25 protein-coding genes are annotated in these 20,225 nt (G+C 37.4%); 9 read left to right on the top strand and 16 right to left on the bottom strand.

Annotated elements, in window-relative coordinates; genetic code table 11:
- Positions 1-22: 22 nt before the first annotated feature.
- The 7 genes from AC4NPH_RS19670 to AC4NPH_RS19640 all read right to left on the bottom strand — a co-directional run bounded on the left by AC4NPH_RS19670 (position 23) and on the right by AC4NPH_RS19640 (position 5,381).
- Positions 23-307, bottom strand: a complete 285-nt coding sequence (locus tag AC4NPH_RS19670; RefSeq protein ID WP_013057899.1) for a PTS sugar transporter subunit IIB — start codon at positions 305-307, stop codon at positions 23-25.
- A 42-nt stretch (positions 308-349) separates the two neighbouring features.
- On the bottom strand, positions 350-646 hold the full coding sequence (locus tag AC4NPH_RS19665; protein ID WP_098314658.1) for a PTS sugar transporter subunit IIB: 297 nt from the start codon (positions 644-646) through the stop codon (positions 350-352).
- 1 nt (position 647) lies between these two features.
- On the bottom strand, positions 648-1,133 hold the full coding sequence (locus AC4NPH_RS19660) for a PTS sugar transporter subunit IIA (RefSeq protein WP_013057901.1): 486 nt from the start codon (positions 1,131-1,133) through the stop codon (positions 648-650).
- 36 nt (positions 1,134-1,169) lie between these two features.
- Positions 1,170-3,212 carry a BglG family transcription antiterminator gene (locus AC4NPH_RS19655; RefSeq protein WP_328230435.1) on the bottom strand — a complete coding sequence of 681 codons (2,043 nt, stop codon included), beginning with the start codon at positions 3,210-3,212 and terminating at the stop codon, positions 1,170-1,172.
- A 312-nt stretch (positions 3,213-3,524) separates the two neighbouring features.
- Positions 3,525-4,088 (bottom strand): NAD(P)H-dependent oxidoreductase, encoded by a 564-nt coding sequence (locus AC4NPH_RS19650; protein WP_013057903.1) that lies wholly within the window; start codon positions 4,086-4,088, stop codon positions 3,525-3,527.
- A 292-nt stretch (positions 4,089-4,380) separates the two neighbouring features.
- Positions 4,381-4,941: a signal peptidase I gene (gene lepB, locus AC4NPH_RS19645; RefSeq protein ID WP_491938886.1), complete on the bottom strand. Its 561-nt coding sequence runs from the start codon at positions 4,939-4,941 to the stop codon at positions 4,381-4,383.
- Positions 4,942-5,024: 83 nt separating this feature from the next.
- Positions 5,025-5,381 carry a nuclear transport factor 2 family protein gene (locus AC4NPH_RS19640; protein ID WP_491938884.1) on the bottom strand — a complete coding sequence of 119 codons (357 nt, stop codon included), beginning with the start codon at positions 5,379-5,381 and terminating at the stop codon, positions 5,025-5,027.
- 328 nt (positions 5,382-5,709) lie between these two features.
- Between AC4NPH_RS19640 and AC4NPH_RS19635 the strand changes: the two genes are divergently transcribed.
- Both AC4NPH_RS19635 and AC4NPH_RS19630 read left to right on the top strand, forming a co-directional pair.
- The gene (locus tag AC4NPH_RS19635) at positions 5,710-6,366 is read left to right on the top strand and encodes a DUF975 family protein (RefSeq protein WP_013057906.1); all 657 of its coding nucleotides are present in this window, start codon (positions 5,710-5,712) and stop codon (positions 6,364-6,366) included.
- Positions 6,367-6,481: 115 nt separating this feature from the next.
- Entirely contained in the window at positions 6,482-6,895 is a 414-nt protein-coding gene (locus AC4NPH_RS19630; protein ID WP_013057907.1) for a DUF1259 domain-containing protein, read from the top strand.
- A gap of 148 nt (positions 6,896-7,043) precedes the next feature.
- Here AC4NPH_RS19630 and AC4NPH_RS19625 read toward each other — a convergent pair whose 3' ends face one another.
- The 6 genes from AC4NPH_RS19625 to AC4NPH_RS19600 all read right to left on the bottom strand — a co-directional run bounded on the left by AC4NPH_RS19625 (position 7,044) and on the right by AC4NPH_RS19600 (position 13,644).
- Complete coding sequence (locus AC4NPH_RS19625; protein ID WP_013057908.1) at positions 7,044-7,814, bottom strand: DeoR/GlpR family DNA-binding transcription regulator; 771 nt, start codon at positions 7,812-7,814, stop codon at positions 7,044-7,046.
- A 156-nt stretch (positions 7,815-7,970) separates the two neighbouring features.
- Positions 7,971-9,083 carry a 2-aminoethylphosphonate--pyruvate transaminase gene (phnW, locus tag AC4NPH_RS19620; RefSeq protein WP_491938909.1) on the bottom strand — a complete coding sequence of 371 codons (1,113 nt, stop codon included), beginning with the start codon at positions 9,081-9,083 and terminating at the stop codon, positions 7,971-7,973.
- 11 nt (positions 9,084-9,094) lie between these two features.
- Positions 9,095-9,877 carry a phosphonoacetaldehyde hydrolase gene (phnX, locus tag AC4NPH_RS19615; protein WP_013057910.1) on the bottom strand — a complete coding sequence of 261 codons (783 nt, stop codon included), beginning with the start codon at positions 9,875-9,877 and terminating at the stop codon, positions 9,095-9,097.
- Between the two features lie 363 nt (positions 9,878-10,240).
- Positions 10,241-12,139, bottom strand: coding sequence for an endonuclease MutS2 (locus AC4NPH_RS19610; protein WP_053487472.1), 1,899 nt, complete (start codon positions 12,137-12,139; stop codon positions 10,241-10,243).
- Between the two features lie 453 nt (positions 12,140-12,592).
- A complete protein-coding gene (locus tag AC4NPH_RS19605; protein WP_013057912.1) occupies positions 12,593-12,922 on the bottom strand; it encodes an AzlD domain-containing protein in 330 nt (109 codons plus the stop codon).
- On the bottom strand, positions 12,919-13,644 hold the full coding sequence (locus AC4NPH_RS19600; protein ID WP_013057913.1) for an AzlC family ABC transporter permease: 726 nt from the start codon (positions 13,642-13,644) through the stop codon (positions 12,919-12,921). Before AC4NPH_RS19600 ends, AC4NPH_RS19605 begins: the two co-directional genes overlap by 4 nt.
- A gap of 95 nt (positions 13,645-13,739) precedes the next feature.
- Here AC4NPH_RS19600 and AC4NPH_RS19595 point away from each other — a divergent pair, with 95 nt between their 5' ends.
- Positions 13,740-14,291, top strand: a complete 552-nt coding sequence (locus AC4NPH_RS19595; RefSeq protein ID WP_013057914.1) for a helix-turn-helix domain-containing protein — start codon at positions 13,740-13,742, stop codon at positions 14,289-14,291.
- A gap of 35 nt (positions 14,292-14,326) precedes the next feature.
- Here the strand turns inward: AC4NPH_RS19595 and AC4NPH_RS19590 are convergent, their stop codons facing one another.
- Together AC4NPH_RS19590 and AC4NPH_RS19585 are read right to left on the bottom strand one after the other, a co-directional pair.
- Positions 14,327-15,010 carry a TerC family protein gene (locus AC4NPH_RS19590; protein WP_013057915.1) on the bottom strand — a complete coding sequence of 228 codons (684 nt, stop codon included), beginning with the start codon at positions 15,008-15,010 and terminating at the stop codon, positions 14,327-14,329.
- A gap of 272 nt (positions 15,011-15,282) precedes the next feature.
- On the bottom strand, positions 15,283-16,266 hold the full coding sequence (locus AC4NPH_RS19585; protein WP_013057916.1) for a LacI family DNA-binding transcriptional regulator: 984 nt from the start codon (positions 16,264-16,266) through the stop codon (positions 15,283-15,285).
- Positions 16,267-16,426: 160 nt separating this feature from the next.
- Here AC4NPH_RS19585 and AC4NPH_RS19580 point away from each other — a divergent pair, with 160 nt between their 5' ends.
- Both AC4NPH_RS19580 and AC4NPH_RS19575 read left to right on the top strand, forming a co-directional pair.
- Positions 16,427-16,906: an RrF2 family transcriptional regulator gene (locus AC4NPH_RS19580; RefSeq protein ID WP_013057917.1), complete on the top strand. Its 480-nt coding sequence runs from the start codon at positions 16,427-16,429 to the stop codon at positions 16,904-16,906.
- Positions 16,907-16,924: 18 nt separating this feature from the next.
- Entirely contained in the window at positions 16,925-17,308 is a 384-nt protein-coding gene (locus AC4NPH_RS19575) for a nuclear transport factor 2 family protein (protein WP_013057918.1), read from the top strand.
- Between the two features lie 36 nt (positions 17,309-17,344).
- Here the strand turns inward: AC4NPH_RS19575 and AC4NPH_RS19570 are convergent, their stop codons facing one another.
- Positions 17,345-18,169, bottom strand: coding sequence for an SPL family radical SAM protein (locus AC4NPH_RS19570; RefSeq protein WP_429582199.1), 825 nt, complete (start codon positions 18,167-18,169; stop codon positions 17,345-17,347).
- Between the two features lie 436 nt (positions 18,170-18,605).
- Between AC4NPH_RS19570 and gvpA the strand changes: the two genes are divergently transcribed.
- From gvpA to AC4NPH_RS19550, 4 genes are read left to right on the top strand one after another with little or no spacing between them, the layout of a single operon-like run.
- Complete coding sequence (gene gvpA, locus AC4NPH_RS19565) at positions 18,606-18,884, top strand: gas vesicle structural protein GvpA (protein ID WP_013057921.1); 279 nt, start codon at positions 18,606-18,608, stop codon at positions 18,882-18,884.
- Positions 18,885-18,907: 23 nt separating this feature from the next.
- Entirely contained in the window at positions 18,908-19,171 is a 264-nt protein-coding gene (locus tag AC4NPH_RS19560) for a gas vesicle protein GvpO (protein ID WP_013057922.1), read from the top strand.
- A gap of 23 nt (positions 19,172-19,194) precedes the next feature.
- Entirely contained in the window at positions 19,195-19,965 is a 771-nt protein-coding gene (locus tag AC4NPH_RS19555) for a GvpL/GvpF family gas vesicle protein (protein WP_063672073.1), read from the top strand.
- The gene (locus AC4NPH_RS19550; RefSeq protein ID WP_013057924.1) at positions 19,962-20,219 is read left to right on the top strand and encodes a gas vesicle protein GvpG; all 258 of its coding nucleotides are present in this window, start codon (positions 19,962-19,964) and stop codon (positions 20,217-20,219) included. Before AC4NPH_RS19555 ends, AC4NPH_RS19550 begins: the two co-directional genes overlap by 4 nt.
- Positions 20,220-20,225: the final 6 nt, after the last annotated feature.

Raw genomic sequence — 20,225 nt, 5'->3', positions numbered from 1 at the left:
AAATGGAGGCAACGCGTGGTACCTATGCTTGTAAATGCGTCAGAATTTTTTGATCTAGTGCTTCCATGCCAATCCCTGTGATATAGGAGGTTGCGCTTAATGCTGGAATGCTGTACGTTGTGGGTAAAATCGTTGTCGATACAATTAAATCCGCTCCTTCTTGGCGAGAAGCTACTTCGGCAATTTTACACTGCACAACTTCTGCGTTAATGCCGTTGTCTTTTAATAAATTTTCTACTCGTTCACACACCACTGTTGATGTTGCAATTCCCGCTCCGCATGCTACTAATACCGTATATTTTTTCATTTTGTTCAGCTCCTAATTTATTATTTTGAATTTTCCGACTTATTAATTAGCAAAGGTTTTATTTAAGGCATCTATTATTTTTTGGTCCAGTGCTTCCATGCCAATCCCTGTGATATAGGAGGTTGCGCTTAATGCTGGAATGCTGTACGTTGTGGGTAAAATCGTTGTCGATACAATTAAATCTGCTCCTTCTTGGCGAGAAGCTACTTCGGCAATTTTACACTGCACAACTTCCGCGTTAATGCTGTTGTCTTTTAATAAATTTTCTACTCGTTCACACACCACTGTTGATGTTGCAATTCCCGCTCCGCACGCTACTAATACCGTATACTTTTTCATTTTACTTCTCCCCTTTTGTACTAATTTTTTCAACTCCGTTAAAAATAGCTTGAACATCCCTTTGATTTTCAGCCTGTAATAATTGCTCTATTTTTTGCTGATCTTGAATTGCTTGCATCAGCTCCTGAAGTACTGTTAACTGGGTGTGAGGCTGGTTTAACCCTAATAGAAGCACAATGCGCACATCCACTTTTTTTGTATTATCATCCATTAAATAAAACGATACAGGTTTTTGTAAGGTAACCACACTAATAAATTGTTCAAAAACGTGCTCTGGATCTGTATGAGGAATTGCTACACTGTAATCGCCTATTTGGAGGCCTGTCGGAAAAGATGCTTCTCTTTCTTTAATTTTTGTCAGAAAGTTTTCACTGACATACCCTTTGCCAAATGCCTCTTTGTACACCATTTCAAAAATATCGGCTTGATCTTTACATACACTATTTAACTTCAATAACTCTTCTTTTAAAAAAGGCTGTAATGTCACGATTGTATCCTCCTTGCTATACATTCTGTACCATGATTAGATAGAGTGCGTTTTAATTATTTCATAGATTTTGTATTTTTCATTTAGCCGTTTCATCTCATTTATTACCCCGTTCATTTCCGCTAACTTCATCAGCTGCAGCATAGCGTTTAAATGTTTCTTTTTATCAATAGCTGCGATAACAACAATAAAATGAACTTTTTGCTCTCCGCACAATAAGCCTTCTTTTAACTTAAGTAAGCTCATGCCTACTGCTTGAACACCATCCTCAGGGCTTGCGTGAGGTATTGCAACATTAAGTCTTAGTACAATATGTGGAGACATAGACGGATATTGTTCCTGCATTTTATCAATATAAGCTTCAGTAATAATAGCTTTATGTAAAAGCGGGGCAGCGGCTATTGAAATAGCTTCCTTCCAGCTTTCCACTTGATCGCGCAGCACAATTGTTTCGGGTGTAATTAAATCTGCTAAACTGTATTCTTGATTTTTACTTGTTTCGTTTAATACTTGGAGAGAAAAATAATCTTGCAGTGCTTTTTGAAGTTGAGACTTCTGATCAACTTTTGCGTATTTTTCAATGACACTTATTAACTGTTCAATGTTTACCACGGATGTATTTAAACCGAATATGGTTTGAATGACTCGCTGCCGAAGCTGTAACTTTTGAAAATCGGTAATAAATTGTTCCACAATAAATAAATGCTTAGAAGTCTGAACAGGAACAGGAGAAAATACCATATCAAATTCTGCTTTTGATTGCTCAAATTCTCGAATCGAAAGAGCTTCGTAGAAATAAAACTCTGGAAATAAATCACGCAGCGTGTGCTCCATCAAATGTGAAATGGATACCCCGTTAGGACAAACAACAACCGCTCGCTTTTTAAGCTGTATTGTTTCGCCACTGTTAATTAAATGTCCGCCAATAAAAACGGTAATAAACATCACTTCGCTTTCAGGAATAGAGCAGCCAATATAAGTTTCAAAAGGCTTTAATGAGTCTTTTACAATGTAGTGAATGGCTTCGAACTCTTCACTAACTTTTTCAATTATTGAATAGTTAGTAGTTAGCTGATATTTAATGCGGTAGTAAGCTGGTTTCATATGCAGCACTAATTTTTGAAGCAGCTTCTCTTTTTCTTTAAAAGTGATACATGCTTTTTTCTCAAATAACGCAAGGCAGTTTTTTAATGAAGATTTTAATTCAAGAGTTTCTTCCTCTCTTAAAAACTGGGAGGATAGAACGTTAGAAGTAAGCAATTGTAATGTAATAAATAAACGTTCTTCCTTTGGGATGCAAGCAGCATCTTCAATTAAAATTTCGGCAGCTTCAAACTCTTTTGTATCCGACAGTTCTTCATAGTCGATATGATAAGAATCTTTAATTAAGTTTCCTTTTTTAATTCGTTTTAGCAAAATAGCTATTGTATATGGAAGAAGTTTTATTTTTTGATCGATAAATTGAAGTGCTAAACGCTTTTCTACTTTTTCCATTTGCTCTTTTAATCTCTGAATTTCTTCTCTTGAAGTTCCTGTATACGCCTGAATATACGTCTCGCCTTGATACATGTCATAGACGGTCCGCAGTACTTCAATAAGCAGCTTCCTTTTATTCCACTCACTTCCTACTATGTCGTATCCATACATTCGCGAATAAACAATTTCAAGATGATAACCATTTACAATTTTCTGTGTATATTTCATATCTCTTAATACCGTATTCTTACTCACTGATAGCGAGCTAGAGAAATGAAGTAAAGATAATTCTTCTTCGCTACTTAATAGCATAAGCAAAACCAATTGAGCTCTTTCTTTTTCAGACGGAATATAACTTCCAGCAGAGTGTTCGACTTTTTCAGCAAACAGTTCCATTAGAAGAGGATCAATAATAAATTTCCCCCCGTTCGTTCGCTGAATTTTCGGATAGTTATTACTCTTTAACCAGTCATTAATTTTTGTAAAGCTGTAGCTAATCTGCCTCCGTGAAAGATGATACTTTCTCTCTAATTCCGTATTGGAAATACCAGGATTACTAACCACTCGTTTTAAAATTAAATTGCTCCTTTCATCTAGATGCATCAATTGCTCCCCCCTTGCTTAAATTTATTCTATCACTGATCTCTACCAAAATGTTTACGCTTTCATTACCACTTCTGGTCCAATTATTGTGCAACTTGATGGTTAACTCTTCCTTACCATTGTAGACATTCCGCTAGTGCTCAGAAAGAAAAAGAAAAACTGTTTTTGACTACGATTTTTGCGTCAAAGTGAATAAAAAAACCCGACTGTTTAGTCAGGTTTTTTGTAGATATCGATTTTTATAGGGAAGGGTTCCTAAGTCTTTAAAGATTTTAGGAATCCCCCACTTCAGGCTTGCTAAGTGGGGGTAGTTCAATGATGCTCTCCTATTCCAAATACTTCTGCTACATGATTTTCTAATTTATGCTTGTAGTGATCAATGTTTGGATGTTTGACTACATCATGAATAGTGTACGTTGGAAGTGGGCTCATACCGACATACTGATTCATTTTATGCAAATGCATAATGGCTTCATCTAAACTTTTTCCTTCATAGAAAGCTTCGTCATTGTCGAAAATAGCTTCCGGCGCATTCCATGTGAGAGAAAACATGTATTTTTTCCCAGTTAATAAGCCGCCTCGCCCGTATTGATTTGAACCTTTAAAAAAAATGTTATCCATATATACGCGATCAATATATTGCTTAAACTTTCCGGGAATGCTGAACCAGTAAATAGGCGTCTGCATAATCACAACATCAGCCCATAGCCACTTTTCAATTTCTTCTTCTACTTCGTAGCCTTTATCAACCACCGTTGTTTTAATGTCAAATTGATCAGTGAGTAAATGCTGCATTTCGTTAAAAATCGTCTGATTTAACTCTCCTTTTGACTTTTTATAATACTCGTGTCCATTAATGATTAATACGTTTTTCATGTTGACCTGCTCCTTTCCAAAATCCTTGCTTCTTTGTCTTCATATATCTGTATACCCATAAAAACTACTTACCTATCAATACCTACTCTTACTTTGAAGTAACATAGGTACCTAGAAGTCCCTTTTTAAACACCCTTATCATTTCCTAAACAAAGAAAAAAACAAGGTCTAATTTACTAATTTATTAGAAGATGTTTAACTTGTATAAAACAAGTCGTTTTTTTTAAATCAGTTCTTTTAACCCAATAAAAAAGACTGGCGAATTAAATTCCGCCAGCCTTTTTCCCTTTTTTTATTTCGGTTCGCCTACTTCATTTAACGGATAGTAGCGAAACTGCACCTTTCCGATAACTGATTTTTGTAGAATGAAGCCAAATGCTCGTCCATCATGACTTACAGGACGGTTGTCCCCCATTACAAACAGTGAATTTTTCGGTACCTTCACTTTGCCATCAGTTGCAGGCAACGTTTGAAGCGTAAAATCTTCCGTGAATTTCTCATTAGGTGCAAGAGGTTTTTTAGATTCTTTCAAATACGGCTCTTTGTAAGCTTTGCCGTTAATATACAGAACGTCGTTTTTCATTTCTACCGTATCTCCCGGCAAGCCGATTACACGTTTAATATAATTTTCATCTGCATCCGGTGCATGAAACACAATCATATCAAAGCGATCAACATCACTGATTTTATTTAAAATGACGCGGTTTGAATCTTCAAACGTTGGAGACATTGATTCTCCGTGAACCGTAGTTGGCGCAAATAAAAAATGGCGAACTCCCACTACAATAACCAGTGCAATAACAATGGACTTAATCCATGAAAACACTTCTTTTTTCACATTATTTTTGCTCATCTTAAAACATCCCTTACGTCAAAATATACTTTCATCATAGCATCAAATAGAGGGAAAGTATAATAATAACCGAATAATCTTATTTATTGATCACCGTTTGTCATTGTGCCTTGATGGAAAAACAAACGCCACTTTTCTTCTCTTTTTCGCCAAATAGAACTGCGAAGCGTCTTTTTTTCTGCGGTATGGTTCATAAGATGATATGTAGTTAACACGCAGTCAGGAGACAATACGTCTACATGAAAATGAGAGATCTCAAATACATCTGGCGAAAGTACATGATTGTCATGGTAATTTTTTCGCTTCCATATCCTGCCCGAACTGCCAAACTCCACGTAATCATCTGCAAGAATGTTCGAAAGCTCTTCAGCAGAGGTGCGTACTTCTGATTTTAAGTGTATACATTCTAGCTCATAAAATGTTTGTATAGCATTCTCCATTTTTACTCATCTCCTCCCATCTCCTCTTACGCTTATTATAAAGAAATAACGCGTTATTTTCACCAAAATCCCCATGATAAATACTGTGAGAAATAAAGAATCATACATAGTGCTTTCTTTTCTTACATCTATATTCTTTAAAAACATCTTGTACCTATTTATCGTTTTCTATCTGTCTATAATAGTGTTTTTCTTAAAAGCTTTCTTTTTCACCTCAGAACCTATTGACTATTATTTTCATTTCATACAAAATTAACAATTGTGCATGGTTTACATGTTAATACGAGCAAAAAAGGTACATATTTTGCAACATTAAAGGAGGAACAACATGAACATCGGTACGATTAAAAGAGAAGCTAAAGCTTCTTTAAAGAATCGCTGGGGACTTGCGATTTTACTAACGGTGGTGACGTACGGAGTATATACGCTTCTGCCTATTCCATTTGAAATTGTGGCAAGCGGCGGCTATGACAATTGGATGAAAGATGAATCTGATTCGGCCTCATGGATTTCCACTGCCTTTGCTATTGTCTTTTCGCCTCTTCTCATGGCGAACTACTGGGCATTTTTAGGTTTAGCGCGAGGTGAATCTGTCCAATTGGGACATTTGTTCAAAACATTCCAAGACTTCGGTCTTTATGTAAAGTCATTAGGGATTTATGTACTTATGACTCTTTATGTGATGCTGTGGTCACTGCTTTTACTGATTCCTGGAATTATCAAAGCACTGGCATATTCACAAACGTACTATATTTGTAAAGACAATCCTACTTACTCGATGAATCAAGCGATTACAGAAAGCCGCAGGTTGATGAATGGTTACAAAGGACAGTACTTCCTGCTGCTGCTAAGCTTTCTTGGCTGGTTTTTATTAAGTATTATTACACTAGGAATCGGCTTTTTATGGTCTATTCCATACCTTTCTGCTTCACTTGCCCGTTTTTATGAAAATTTGTTAAACGAACGCTCATCGCATGCTGAATAATAAAAAAATCCTCTTCATCGTGAAGGGGATTTTTTTATAAGAACACTGTTTGCATAAGTGAAGCTCTTATGTCATAAAGCTTACTAAGAGTATAGAAGAAAGGCAGGAGCTTATAATGTATACTACAAGTGAAATTTGTCAGCAGTTTGGCCAGATTTTAAACGCTAAAAGCAAAGTTAGTCCAACAGGATGCTCAGTGTCGCTTAAAAGAAGCTTTCAAGCTCATGTTCAAGGGCGAAAAAGCAGCTCTGTCGTTCCTGTTGGTGTATCATTTGAGGCGATAGACGCACAGGGAAACGCGTTAAACTTGGCTGAGATTGCTATTTTACAAGAAGAAATCCCTCGTTTTACAGAAGCTGCTGCGCGGCAAGGTCTTATCGTAAGCGCTTTGCATAACCATTGGCTTTTTACAGAACCGGTCCTTATGTATCTGCATATTCAATCTGTAGAGCCTCCTTTACATTTTGCAAAAAAAATGGCTTATTGTTTTTCAATGCTCAAAAGTCTTCCTGTTCCAACGAACGAATAATTTATTAAACGCATCTCTCGAGTACATTAGAGCGGTGAAAGATGTTTTTTTGTACCTATAGATTATTAATATAGCTAAAAAAACCTCCTTACCTTTTAAGTACTTAACAAAAGGGGAATGTTTATAAAACATTCCCCTTTTGTTATTTTTAACATTTAATCCAGCTTGCGTCCAAATCTCCCCAAGTTTCCGGAAGAGAAGCAGTGCATAAAATATAATCAATGTGCTTTAAAGAATCTATTTTGTAGTTCGCCTTCACTTCTAGCTTGGAATGATCAGCCAATACAATGGTCTGGTTTGCATTAGCGATGAAGATTTTAGACAGCAGGCACTTTTCTAAGTCAAAGCTCGTAATCCCAGCTTCGGGATGAAGGCCGTCAATTGAAATAAAGGCTTTATCTACATAAAATTCTTTTGCAACCCTTTCTGCTAGGGATCCAGAAGCCCGAAAATGTTTGCTTCTTACATGACCTCCTAGAAAAATAACTTCTCCGCTGAAAACCTGCTTGTTTTGGTAGTCGATTAGCATAGTCACAAGAGGAAAGGAATTTGTAATAACCGTTATATTAGAAATATTGACAAGTGACGAAACCATGTGCATGGTCGTGCTGCCTTCATCTATAAAAATAACGTTGCCTTCTTCTATCAGCTCAGCTGCTTTACTCCCTATTTTTTTCTTTTCTTTGCTTCTTATGACTTCTCGCTCAAACATAGGCGGCTCAGCAATTTCTGTTTCTATTTTCACGGCCCCGCCATACACTTTTTTTAACTTTTTTTCTCCTTCTAATTCTTCTAGATAACGGCGAATAGTCTCAGTCGATACATCAAAAGCGTGCGCTAAGTCGTTTACTTTGACTTGCCCTTGATGTTCAATCATATCTATAATTGTTTTTTTACGTTGTTCTGCCAATAAAGACACATTATTACACTCCTAACTCTACGAAAAAATTTGCTCATATAAAGATGATATTTTCTTTCTTCATGCAGACCTTGCTTCTTTAACTCTTGAAAGATAGTATTACGCTAAATTTTATACTGATTCGCGAGAAATTTTGCCGGCACCGCCTAAACACGTTCATTGCTGAATCTCCTTCCTCTTCACTGTCGAATGAATCGCTTCTAGCAATCTTTCGATATCTTGTTTATGTACGTCTCCAATGTTTCCAATTCTAAAGGTGTCCACTTGAGAAACTTTTCCTGGATAAATGACAAAACCTTGTTTTTTTAAAGATTGATAAAATCCTTGAAATGTAAAAAAAGAATAGGTAGGGTAAAGAAAGGATGTAATAATAGGTGACTGCTGTTTTGATTGCAGCAGCGTATTAAACCCTAGCCTCCTCATCCCTGTCACTAGCAAGTGCTGATTTTCTCGATACCGCTTAAAGCGACCTTGGACTCCCCCTTCTTCTTCAAGTTCGAGTAGCGCCTGATAAAATGCCCGGACCACATGAGTTGGGGAGGTAAAGCGCCATTTCCCTTTATCCTTTTCCATCGTTTTATATTGATCATAAAGGTCGAGTGAAAGGGAACGGGCATTTCCTTTACATTTTTCAAGCTCATCTGTTTTAGCAATGACAAATCCGAATCCAGGAACGCCTTGAATGCATTTATTCGAACTGCTGATAAGTAAATCAATCTGCAGCTGCTCTATATCCATGGGTATACCGCTAAAACTGCTCATGGCGTCTACAATGGTCATTTTATTATAGCGCTTAGCAATACAACATACTTCTTCAATAGGATTTAAAATTCCTGTTGTCGTTTCACAGTGAACGACAGCTACATGAGTGATGTCTTCGTCTTCTTGAAGCATTCGTTCAATCACATCTGTATCAAAAGACTCAGTTTCATTTACTTTATATACAGTGTTATTAATTCCGATTGCTTCACACATATGAACCATTCTTAAGCCGTAAGCTCCATTTGCTGCTATCAGGATTTTCCCTTCGACTCTCGGTACGAACGTTCCGATGGCTGCTTCTACACAAAACGTGCCGCTTCCCTGCATTAACACAGCAGTGTATAAAGAAGACGCCGTTGCCAGCTTGACTAAACGCTTTCTTATATCTTGGACGAGATTATTATATTCATCATCCCATGTACACCAATCTTTCAGCATCGTTTCGCGAACCGAAGCTGTCGTAGATAATGGACCTGGAGTTAAAAGCAAATATGGATTTTTCATGATAATCCTCCTCTTTATTGTTGTTCCAATTGATTAATCACTTGATCAAGGTCAGATATACGATCCACTACGAAATTTGCCCCGGCTTCTTCTAAACGGCTTCTCACTTCTTCCATTTTTATTTTTAATTCTTTTTGATCCATATTCTTTTCTGCTTCTTCAGAAAGTCCCATCTCACTGCTTCCTAAAATCACGCCTACTGTCCACATGCCGGCATTTTTTCCTTCTTGCATATCTGTTACGGTGTCTCCTACTTTTATGATACGATTCATAGGAAAGACATCTAACTCCATGGCATTACGGTAACACATCCATGGATACGGCCGGCCTGCTTTTACATCATCTGCTGTGAAGTAACAGTCCGGTGAATATCCTTTTTCTTTTGCTTTTGGCGCAACAATCGCCATCATTTTTTTCGTATATCCCGTCGTAGAACCTATTTTAATATTTCTGTTTCGCAAACGCTCTGAAAGCTCAACAGCTCCAGGAATAGGCGTGGTGAAGTCTTCTAATATACAAAATAAGCTTGATTCAAATTCATCATTCAGTTTTGCAACATCTTGTTCTGTTGACTTTGATCCGTGTGCCTTTTTCCATTCCCGTTGAATACGCGGCATCTTAAGAAGCGCTCGGATATGTTCAATTTTCAGCATGCCCATTGGCTCTCTAGCTTCTTCAATTGTAATTTCTACCTTATGTCTTTTAAATACCTCTAAAAACGCCTCAAGCGGAGCAAAACACCCGTAATCAATCATTGTTCCAGCCCAGTCAAATACTACAGCTTCGATTTTTTTCATTTTCCTCTTTCCTTTCGTTATTTAATTTGCCATTTACAATGTTTTTGATAAATAGTTTTCTCATTCGTAGAGAATTCCTACGATGGGCGAAAGCGGTAAAAATAATGAGTGCACTTATATCTGAGGCTGTTTTTTACACTTAACAAAATGAAAGTGTTTTAGATGTTGATTGTTGTTGTTTATGTTGTTTTTATAACTATTTCATATTATAACACGTTAAAACAACAAAAAACCACAACAATAAACAACTATAAAAGTGATGTAAATTCTTTTAAGATTTATTTGGAGATCTGTTCTATGTAGTTTTGAGAAGCTACATAAAAACAAAACCCACCACTTTCTTATAAGTGCTGGGTTTCTGCTTTATCTATTTTCGCGTATATCTTTTTCAATTTTCCGCAATGCTTTTTTTGATCCTCGCTGCAGATCATGCTGCTCTTTTCGATCTTTATAGCTAATAAATAACGAATCGAGGTCATAGCCTTCGGGATATAATTCAGCAGCTTTGATTTCAAGAGCTACTCGCTTAACGTTTACTTCAATTAACTCATTCTGATAGAGTACGACTATATTGTTTGTGTTGTCTTTAGACTTATAAACAATCGCATGATTTTCATAATCTAACAGTTTGACTCGATCTCCCATTTGGTATTCAACACGGTCTTTTTTCTTTTCCTTCAAAATAGTTGGTTTTTTTATTTTATTTTCTCTGACGACTTCTGTATCATACGATTTACTTTCCATATAAAACTTTGCTTTTTGTAAAATCTCTTCTTCTACCTTCATCTTCTTTGAAATCCAAAGCGCATTGCTTTCTCCAGATGTTCCAATTAACAGTTGATACAGCGGTTCTAATGTTTTACTGTTGAACTGCATTGCGGCATTCATAAAGTCAGGATGAATTTCTGAGAAACGCTTAATTTCTCCGTAATGCGTAGTCGCGACCGTTATGCAGCCCATATGATAAAACTTTTCTAAAATCGCAATCGCAAGTGCAGCTCCTTCATTCGGTTCGGTGCCGCTGCCAATTTCATCGAATAGGAGCAGCGTATTGTTTGTTGCTTTTTGCAAAATAGCCGATATATTTTTCATGTGTGAGGAAAAGGTACTCAGCGCATTTTCAATACTTTGGTTGTCGCCGATATCGACAAAAACATGCTCAAACAATGCAATTTCTGTTCCTTCATCAGCTGTAATATGAAATCCTAACATTGTAGCGAGTGTCAGTAGCCCAATCGTTTTTAAGACAACGGTTTTTCCTCCTGCGTTAGGTCCCGTAATAATTAAGCTTCGATAATTCTCGCCAATTTCGAAGTGAAGCGGAACAATTTCACCAGTTAACAGCGGGTGATATGCGCCCTTTAAATGAATATATCCATAATCATTAATTTTAGGTTCGATTCCGTCTGCCTGTTTACTGTATTTTGCTTTGGCAAACACCATGTCGTATTGGCTAATTAGCTCTAAATTAATATGAATATCAGCTAGCTTCTCTAACACTAAACCTGTTAAAGACGCTAAAATTTGATATTCTTCTACCTCTTCTTCTGCTTTCAAAATCGCTAGTTCCGCATTCAGCTTTGTAATAGATGCCGGCTCTATGAATACTGTTGACCCTTTAGAGGATGTTTCAACAATTGTTCCTCCAACGTGATTTTTATAGGAGGCCTTAATCGGAATCGTATAGCGGTCTCCTTTTTTACTGATAAAAAAGTCTTGAATATACTCTTTGTTTTTACTGTTTCGTAAAAATTTCGCAAGCTTTTCTGAAATCTTAGCTTCCGTTCCTTCTATATGTCTTCTGATACGCTTGAGCTCTTTGCTTGCCGCAGCGTCTACTTTTCCAGCCTTGATCGCAAAATTAATTTCCTCTTCTATACTTGTCAGTTCTTTCATCGAATGGGCATAGGAACTTAAGAGCGAAGCAAAAAATTCTTTATCCACCATATATTGTTTTACTTTTCTGCAGCCTTTTAAAAAATCGGATACGCGCATTAGCTCTTCGGGCTCTAAAATCATGCCTTTTTCAAGCTTTTCGATGACTCTTCCTATACCTGAGACACCTGATAGCGGAAGTGATTTCTCAGCATCTAGAAGTCTTCGTGCTTCCGTTGTTTCTTTAAGTCGGTTTTTTACTGTTTTAAGAGATGTGCTCGGCTGAAGTTTATCCATTAATTGTTTTCCCAGCTCACTTACGCAGTGAGATTTTACGATTTTTTTTAATTCATGATACTGCAATTTTTCAAATGTCATCGTATTCATGGTTTTTCTCCTCACTATGATTTGTCATCACATATGAAGATACCTATTTATTAGAAGGCAATGAAAAAGGTAAACAAAAAAAGCTGTGGTGATCCCACAGCTTTTTGCGTTAATCAGGCGTCTAGGGCACATATCACAAAAGAAAGCTCTGTAAAAACAGACGCCTCCCTGACGACAAATGCCGAACCCTTTATAAAGCATTGTAGGTATCTTCATAGGCAGTGAAATAAATTCATAAGCAAACAAAGGGTACCTTATTTTTTAAAAAAATACCCATCTTACTTATTCAATTTATTTCATTTAATTTTTCCTATTTAGATACTACTCCGCTCATAAAAGCACCTCATTTATATTTTTGTTTTCATTGGCTTCTAATTTACACTCTTATCATACTATATGAAAAAGCGTACGTAAAGGAGACAGTAAAAAAGCTCAAGAGCATAACTTGAGCTTTCATGACCAAAGAAAAAAACGAAGCAGCGCCATCATTCCAACTCCGCTAATAACGGTGATGGATAAGCTTTTGGTTTTCAGGGCAATCAGTAAGGTTGGAATGACTACGATAATGACGGGCCAGTTAATCTTTACGCTGTCATTTGCTTGAATGATAAAATTTTCTACAACAAGTGCGGTTAAAATACAAATAGGAATATAGGATAGCCATTTTAATACGGGTTCTGGCAGCGCGATGTTACGTACAACTAAAAACGGAACAATGCGAGGAACTACGGTAACAAGGGCACACCCTAAAATAATGATGAGTGTTGGGTAGTGGATACTCATTTATCCGTCACCACCCCAATTGTCGCTACAATAATCGTTGAAATTAATACAGCCACATGTGAAGGTACGAAAAAAGACAGCACAATCATAATAATCGCCATATAAAGAATTAAACGTAAGTAATGATTAAGCTTTGAAGGTAACACGCTTTCGATTTGTAAAACAAGCAGAGCTAAAAACATAGCTGTTAAGGCAAAATCAAACCCAAAGGCTTCCGGGTTTGATAGCATATGGCCAAAAATAGCTCCTGTCGTACAGGCGATAATCCAGCTGACGTAAGCCGTTATATTTAATCCATTCATCCAGCGGTCATTAATTGGCTCACCTTTTGCAATTTTACTGGAAGACACCCCAAATGATTCGTCCGTTAGAAGGGCTCCAATTCCGACGTTTTTTAATAACGAATATTTTGTAAATTCAGGCGCGATCGTAGCGCTCAAAAGAAAGTGTCTTAAGTTAACGATAAATGTTGTGAGAATAATAGCTGAAATCGAGCTGTTCGCAACCATCAGTGCACAAATAATAAACTGGGCTGCCCCGGCATACACGAGCGCTGATAATAAAGTAACTTCCATAATGGAAAGATGCGAGGACACTCCAACGATCCCGGCAGCAAGCCCTATGCTTATGTAACCGAGTAGCGTAGGGATACAATCCTTAGCCCCTTGTCTGAACGTTAAGTCCACTTTTTCTCTTTGCTGTACTGCTTTTTCTGCAATCACCGTACTCCCTCCTTTTCTGCTATATTATACATCTATACGTTATATTAAACAACAGTATGTTATACTATCTTTATAATAATTAAAGGAGTACAACAATGGACGCGATTCAAGATATTATTGCTAAAAATCTTGTTAAATTACGAAAAAATCGAAATTTGACGCTTGATCAAGTTTCCGAATTAACGGGTGTTAGTAAAGCAATGCTTGCACAAATTGAAAAAGGTAAATCCAGTCCCACGGTTACCACGCTTTGGAAAATCGCCAACGGCCTTCAAGTCTCTTTTTCTGTATTTATGAAAGAAGACACCCCGGATGTGCAGAAAGTAAGCATAAAACAGCTAGATCCCATCACGGACAACAAAGGTGATTACTTAGTGTATTCTTTTTTTCCTTATCATCCGGAAAAAAAGTTTGAAATTTACATCGTCACATTAAAGCCCGGATGCGTGCACGAAGCGAAAACTCATTTAGGAGATGAATACTTACTTATTAAAGAAGGCGAATTAACGGTTCGTTTTGAAAATGAAGAACATGAATTAGTCTCGGGAGACGCTCTGCATTTTTCAGGAAATACCTCTCACAGCTATATCAATTCTTCTGAAGAAGAAGCAAGCTTTTTTTTACTTATGCACTACCCCGAATCATAAAAAAAGAGCGTACGGATGATCCGTACGCTCTTTTTTTAAGCTGCGTGGGCTTGTTCTTTTTTCATTTTTTTGTTTTTCATGTACCCAATGCCTACAACTGCAATGGTTAAGATAACTTGAACAGCGAGATGTAAAGCTGTAGTTGGAACAAATCCGCCGATAATTTTATCTTCCACAATCATTTTTCCAGCAGACCATGCAAGCATCGCTGCTCCAGCGTAAATGATAATCGGAAATTTTTCCATTGCTTTCATAATAAAGCTACTTCCCCAAATAATAATCGGAATTGAAATTAATACACCAATCATAATCGGGACAAATTCGTGAGCTACACCTGCTAGAGCTAATACGTTATCTAATGACATGACCGCATCTGCGATAATGATGGTTTTAACCGCGCTCCATACCGTTGCTCCACCTTGAGGATTGTCACCGTGATCGTGATTGTCCGCTAATAATTTATATGCAATCCACACTAGCATCAAACCGCCGACCGCTCCGATTAATGGTATTTTCAATAAAGGGACAATAATAGCCGCAAATAATAATCGAAGACCAATCGCGCCGCCTGTTCCAATTAAAATCGCTCTTTTTTGTAAATCTTTTGGTACGTTACGAGCCGCCATTGCAATAACAATTGCGTTATCCCCGCTTAAAATTAAATCAAGAAAAATAATTTGCAGCAAACCTTGCACTGATACGCCAATTAGTTCCTCCATAGTTACCTCCACCTTCTCTTTTTATGTAACGTTTCTCCTTTAAATGTCCGAGCCTTTTCCTCCCTTTTTATAATTAAATACAAAAAAGACCCTTACCAAATAAGCGGTAAAGGTCTTGCTAACAACATAATGTCGCCAACAAAGCCGAGAGATAATCTCTGTAATGACGACTTTGCTGTTAAAGCTACTCCCCTTTAGGAGATACGTTCAATTATTTGTTTGTATTTACACCACTTATACTATAGCATCTCCTACATTCTGTCAATCGTTTTTTATGTAAAACGATTATCAACGCTCTCTCTTTCAATTAATTCATAGTTCGAAAGCGTAAGCTTTTCGACTTCTTCTCCGTTAACTAGCTTAATGATTCGCTGCGCCCCCATTTGTCCCGCTTCTTTATAGTAATATTTTACGGTCGTTAAGCTGGGATGAATCACACCTGTAATTTCATAGCCTCCAAAGCCGGTAATAGATACATCTTCAGGAACGCGCAGTCCGTTTAAATAAGCTGCCTTTAACGTACCAAGCGCAATGTTATCGGTCGCACATACAATAATGGACGGATTAAATTCTTTCATCACAGCCGTAGCGGCCCCGATTGCATCGCTCATGTTAAAGCTTGTTTGATAACAGCGGATCTCGCAATCTCTGTCTTTAAGACCTTGCTTTACGCCTTCTTTTCGCTTTACACCTACAGCTATGTCTTTTTCGGTTACGCCTAAAAAAGCGATTTTTTTATGCCCTTTTTCTCCTATGTACCTTCCAATGTCGCATGCAGCCTCGTAGTCTTGGTGAATTAAACTGTGGACTTCTTCATGCTGCTGTCCAATTAACAAAACGGGAATTGAAATTGTGCGGAACGCTTCCAAATGAGCTTTTGTGATTTGAACGGCAAGAAGAATAATACCTGCTACCTTCTGCTTAGCCAGCGTATAGATATTTTCGACTTCTCTTTCTAAATCTTGATTAGAATTGGAAATAATCATTTGATAGTGGTGGTCTCTAAGTTCTTGGTCAATACCATCTAATGTGCGGGAAGTCGCAAAAGAACCCATGCGCGGAACAATTACGCCAATGATATTTGTTTTTTTCGCTTTTAAGCTTTGAGCAAACGCATTTGGGCTATAGTTTGTTTCTTTAATAATCTCTTCGATTTTTCGTTTCGTCGCATCGCTCACAGACCCTCCGTTAAGGTAGCGGGATACAGTGCTTTTTGCTACTCCTGCAAGCCGAGCGATATCTGCAATAGTTGTCATTCTCTCATCTCCGTATTTTGTTGCTGTTTCTTTCACAGTATACACGAATATCACGTGCATATTAAGTAACTGCTTTACTTTTTGATTCATAAGCGTTATGATGTGCACAACGTAGATAATGATTATCCACGTTGTACACATATAGCAGGAGATGATGTCTTTGCACATGAAAACAGGCGTTGAGCAATCGGTGTATGCCATTTTGCTGCTTACGTTTTTACCTGAAAAAGCTGTGTTGCCAGGAGATGTCATCAGCACTCAGCTTGGTGGTTCGCCTACGTATTTTCAAAAGCTTCTTCGCAAGCTGGTTAGCGCTGATTTACTTGCTTCCGTTCCTGGTAGCAAAGGTGGATTTCGCTTAAAGAAAACGCCGGAAGAAATTCGTATTTATGACGTATACGTAGCCATTGAAGGTAAGCAGTCTCTTTACTCATCAAGCGGTATTTTTCACGATATGCTTAACTTAAAAGACAAAGATATTTGCTTATTATCCGATTTAATGGAAGAAGCCGAATCTTCGTGGCAGTCTATCTTAAAACGGCAAACCATTGCTACGCTCACAAATGAAATTCACAAAAAATGTCCAAAAGAAAACCTGGACATGCTAAAAGCAACAGTAGAAGAAAAAATGGTGCTGTAGCACCCAAAGGAGATCATCATGGAAAACTTAAATAGATATTTTGATTTATTCGATCAATCACGTACAAGCGAACAAGCATTTGAAGAATTAGTGGGGCTTTTTTCAGAAGATATCGTATTTGTCTTAAACGGCCACGAAAAGCAAGGCATTGAAAACTGGAAGCTGTTTGTGAAAATGGTGTTTAAAGAAAATGCTGATATTAAGCATATGTTCGAAGGCTGGAAAGCAGTTGAAGGTACAGATAAGTTTGAAACGCCTTGGGCAGTATGCGGTAAACGTGCATCTGGCAGCGTCTTTACTCAAACGGGAAAAGATATTGCTAAGCTAGATGAAAACGGGAAAATCAGCTATTTAGAAAACGTACCTGACGATACGAACATGTTTGATACGTATAAAAACTAATATAAAAAAAGAAGGGTTCTTCTAGCCCTTCTTTTTTTATGGGGCAAATCCCTCTTGAGAAAGATAAATCATTGAAGAAGGATAAAATTTTTCAAAATAACGAATGGCTTTGATATGAATGTCTTTGTCATACCAGTCTAGGAAACCGTACTTCTCAAATAATTCAGGCATCCCTAGCCTTTTAGACGTTTTACCTAAGGAACCGTCTCCTAAGTACAAGGTATCAATGCAAATTCGGTCCATCATTCCTTCTATTTTTTTAGGAAATTCAGGCGTGAAAGGAAGCATTGGAGCAATGGTTACTTGCGTTGAAATTCCGCTTTCTTTTACTTTTTTTAACGCGTTCATACGAAGTTTCATCCCCGGAGCATAAGGAGAAAAAATTTGTTTTACATCTTCTCGGTCCGTTTCAACAGTCATCGATACGCGAAGATCACATACTTTTTGAAGCTGTAAAAGCAAATCAATATCCCTCGTCACAAGGGGCGACCTTGTTTGAATCAATAAAAAATCAGCCGGATGATTGATCATCGTTTCTAAAAGGGCACGTGTGATGCCTGCTTTACGCTCAGCAGGCTGATAGGGATCTGTCGCTGAAGACATAAAGATGCGCACCGGCTGCTCTTTTTTTCGCAGTTTTTGTATTTCTTTTTGATAGACTTCAGCTGCGTTGACTTTAAGCTCTAGCCATGTCCCCCACTCCATCTCTTTAAAACGCTGAATTGGCAGTTCTCGCACGTAGCAAAATTTGCAGGAAAATGCACATCCGGCATACGGATTTAAACTATGAGTATAACCAGATGCCAAAAAGCCCGTCGCTTTTGTTAAAATACTTCTCGAAACCACGTCTCTTTCGTTCACCTTTCTCACCTCTTTATCCAATCAGTATATCAAGTTTACAAATGAAAAAACTACTTTCCGTATGGAAAGTAGCCCTATACACTCTCAGCTTATCAACCGTTTTTTTCTTCCTTTTCACTTGTAGTTTCAAATAAAGAAGTTAAATATGAATTTAACTCAAATTGGTCCTTTTCAATAAAATCAGATAATACCGGCTGCTCTTCTTTTCTCATCTTTCTCCACTCCTTTTGTGTTTTATGTATGTGTTTTCATTCATCAATGGATAAAAGTAATGTACTTAACTCTACCCGTATCTAAACAAAAATAATCATGGTATTTTATACTATTTTTTAATTTATGCGCGTTTTATTTGTATATTTTTAACAATATCACGCACATTAATAGCAAGATTAGCAAACGTATATATTTTACTATGCAACATGAGAGGAATTTCATCATGACGATTAACAAATCAAACGATTGTTCTAGTCTAGCTGAAGTAGTTGACCGCATCTTAGATAAAGGCGTCGTAATTGACGTATTCGCTCGTATTTCCGTTATTGGTATTGAATTAATTACCATCGAAGCTCGAATCGTTATTGCCAGTGTGGACACATGGCTGAGGTATGCTGAGGCAGTTCGGCTGCTTCATAATGAAAGAGAAGATTTTCTTTCTTCGAATAACGGCGGAAAAAAACTTGAACAGCTAAACCTTTTACAAGATTTAGATTTATAAACTCATAAAGGTGGATTTGAGAAGTGAAAGTAGCCGAAATCATGGAATCCGTGACTGATTTTTTTAAAGAACACGTTGCTCCTCCTCACCGAATTATTTCGTATGAATCGATTCAAAATGGAGGATGGAAAATAACACTTGAAGCATTTGAAGAACAGGAGTATATGAGGCGCTATGCAAAAGATGAACTGCTTGGTATCTATGAAGTGCTGGTCAATAAGCAGCATAACATTACGTCTTTTTCACGCACCAGCCTGCGCTATCGAAGCTCTCCAGCAGAGAAGTAAGCTGATTATTTTAATGGAAAGGAATGAAACAGAAATCGATGAGTGAAGAAACGGGCATTTATATTTTTTGCAGTATTCCCGCCACCGAGGCGCATACGTTTGGCAGCGTCACGATTGATCATCAGGAAAGAGCTACTTTTACCATTCATTACCGAGATGCAGCTATAGTGGCCGCTGCCTTTCCTCTTAAAATTTATCATCCTACAAAAGAGAACGTCACAGCGCACCAGCAGGTGATTTCCAAAGTAATGAATGAGCATGATTCGGTTATTCCAATCAGCTTTGGCAACGTGTTTCATAGTCAACAAGATGTTGAAATGCTGTTAGAAAACTTATATCCACAGTTCGCCTCCCTTTTCCCACAGTTAAAAGGAAAAATAGAAGTCGGACTAAAAGTAATTGGGAAACCGGACTGGCTGAAACAAAAAGTGAATCAAGATTCTTCTTTGCAGCAAGTACGAAACCCGCGTTCTGCCAGTGCTGATTTTTATAAACAAATTGCGCACGGAGAAACAGCTCAGAAATTCTTTTTAAAGCTTCAGCACGACTGTAATAAAGAGCTGTATCAACATTTAGAACCGATAGCTGAAGCGTCGAGACTCAACCCTCCTATTGTCGAAACGATGCTTTTGAACGCTTCTTTTTTAATTGACCGAGAAAAAGAAGCAGCGTTTGATGAACGTGTAAATGACCTGTATGAAAAATGGAAGCACAAAGCCGATTTTAAATATTCCGGACCGTGGGCTGCTTATAACTTTATTAATATTCAACTAAAAGTAGAAGAGAATGTATGATTCATAAACTGCTGCTGTCTCCAGTTACGCTCATTGTAAAAGTCGGACAGAAAATCAACGAAGAAGCGGATAAAGAACTTTACGATGTCTCTTTTATTCAGCAAAAAATCGTTCATCTTCAAATGATGTATGAGCTTGGAGAAATACCAGAAGATGCATATATGGAAAAAGAAAAAGAACTGCTGCTGAGGTATGAAGCAGCAAAAGAATATGAATTAAAAAAATGGGAATCAATGACGAAGAAACAAAAGTGAGGTTAA

It is taken from the genome of Priestia sp. MDV22-iso46 (genome assembly GCF_058629175.1).
Note: the sequence above shows the minus strand (reverse complement) of the source record. Positions and strands in the feature narration are given on the sequence as shown.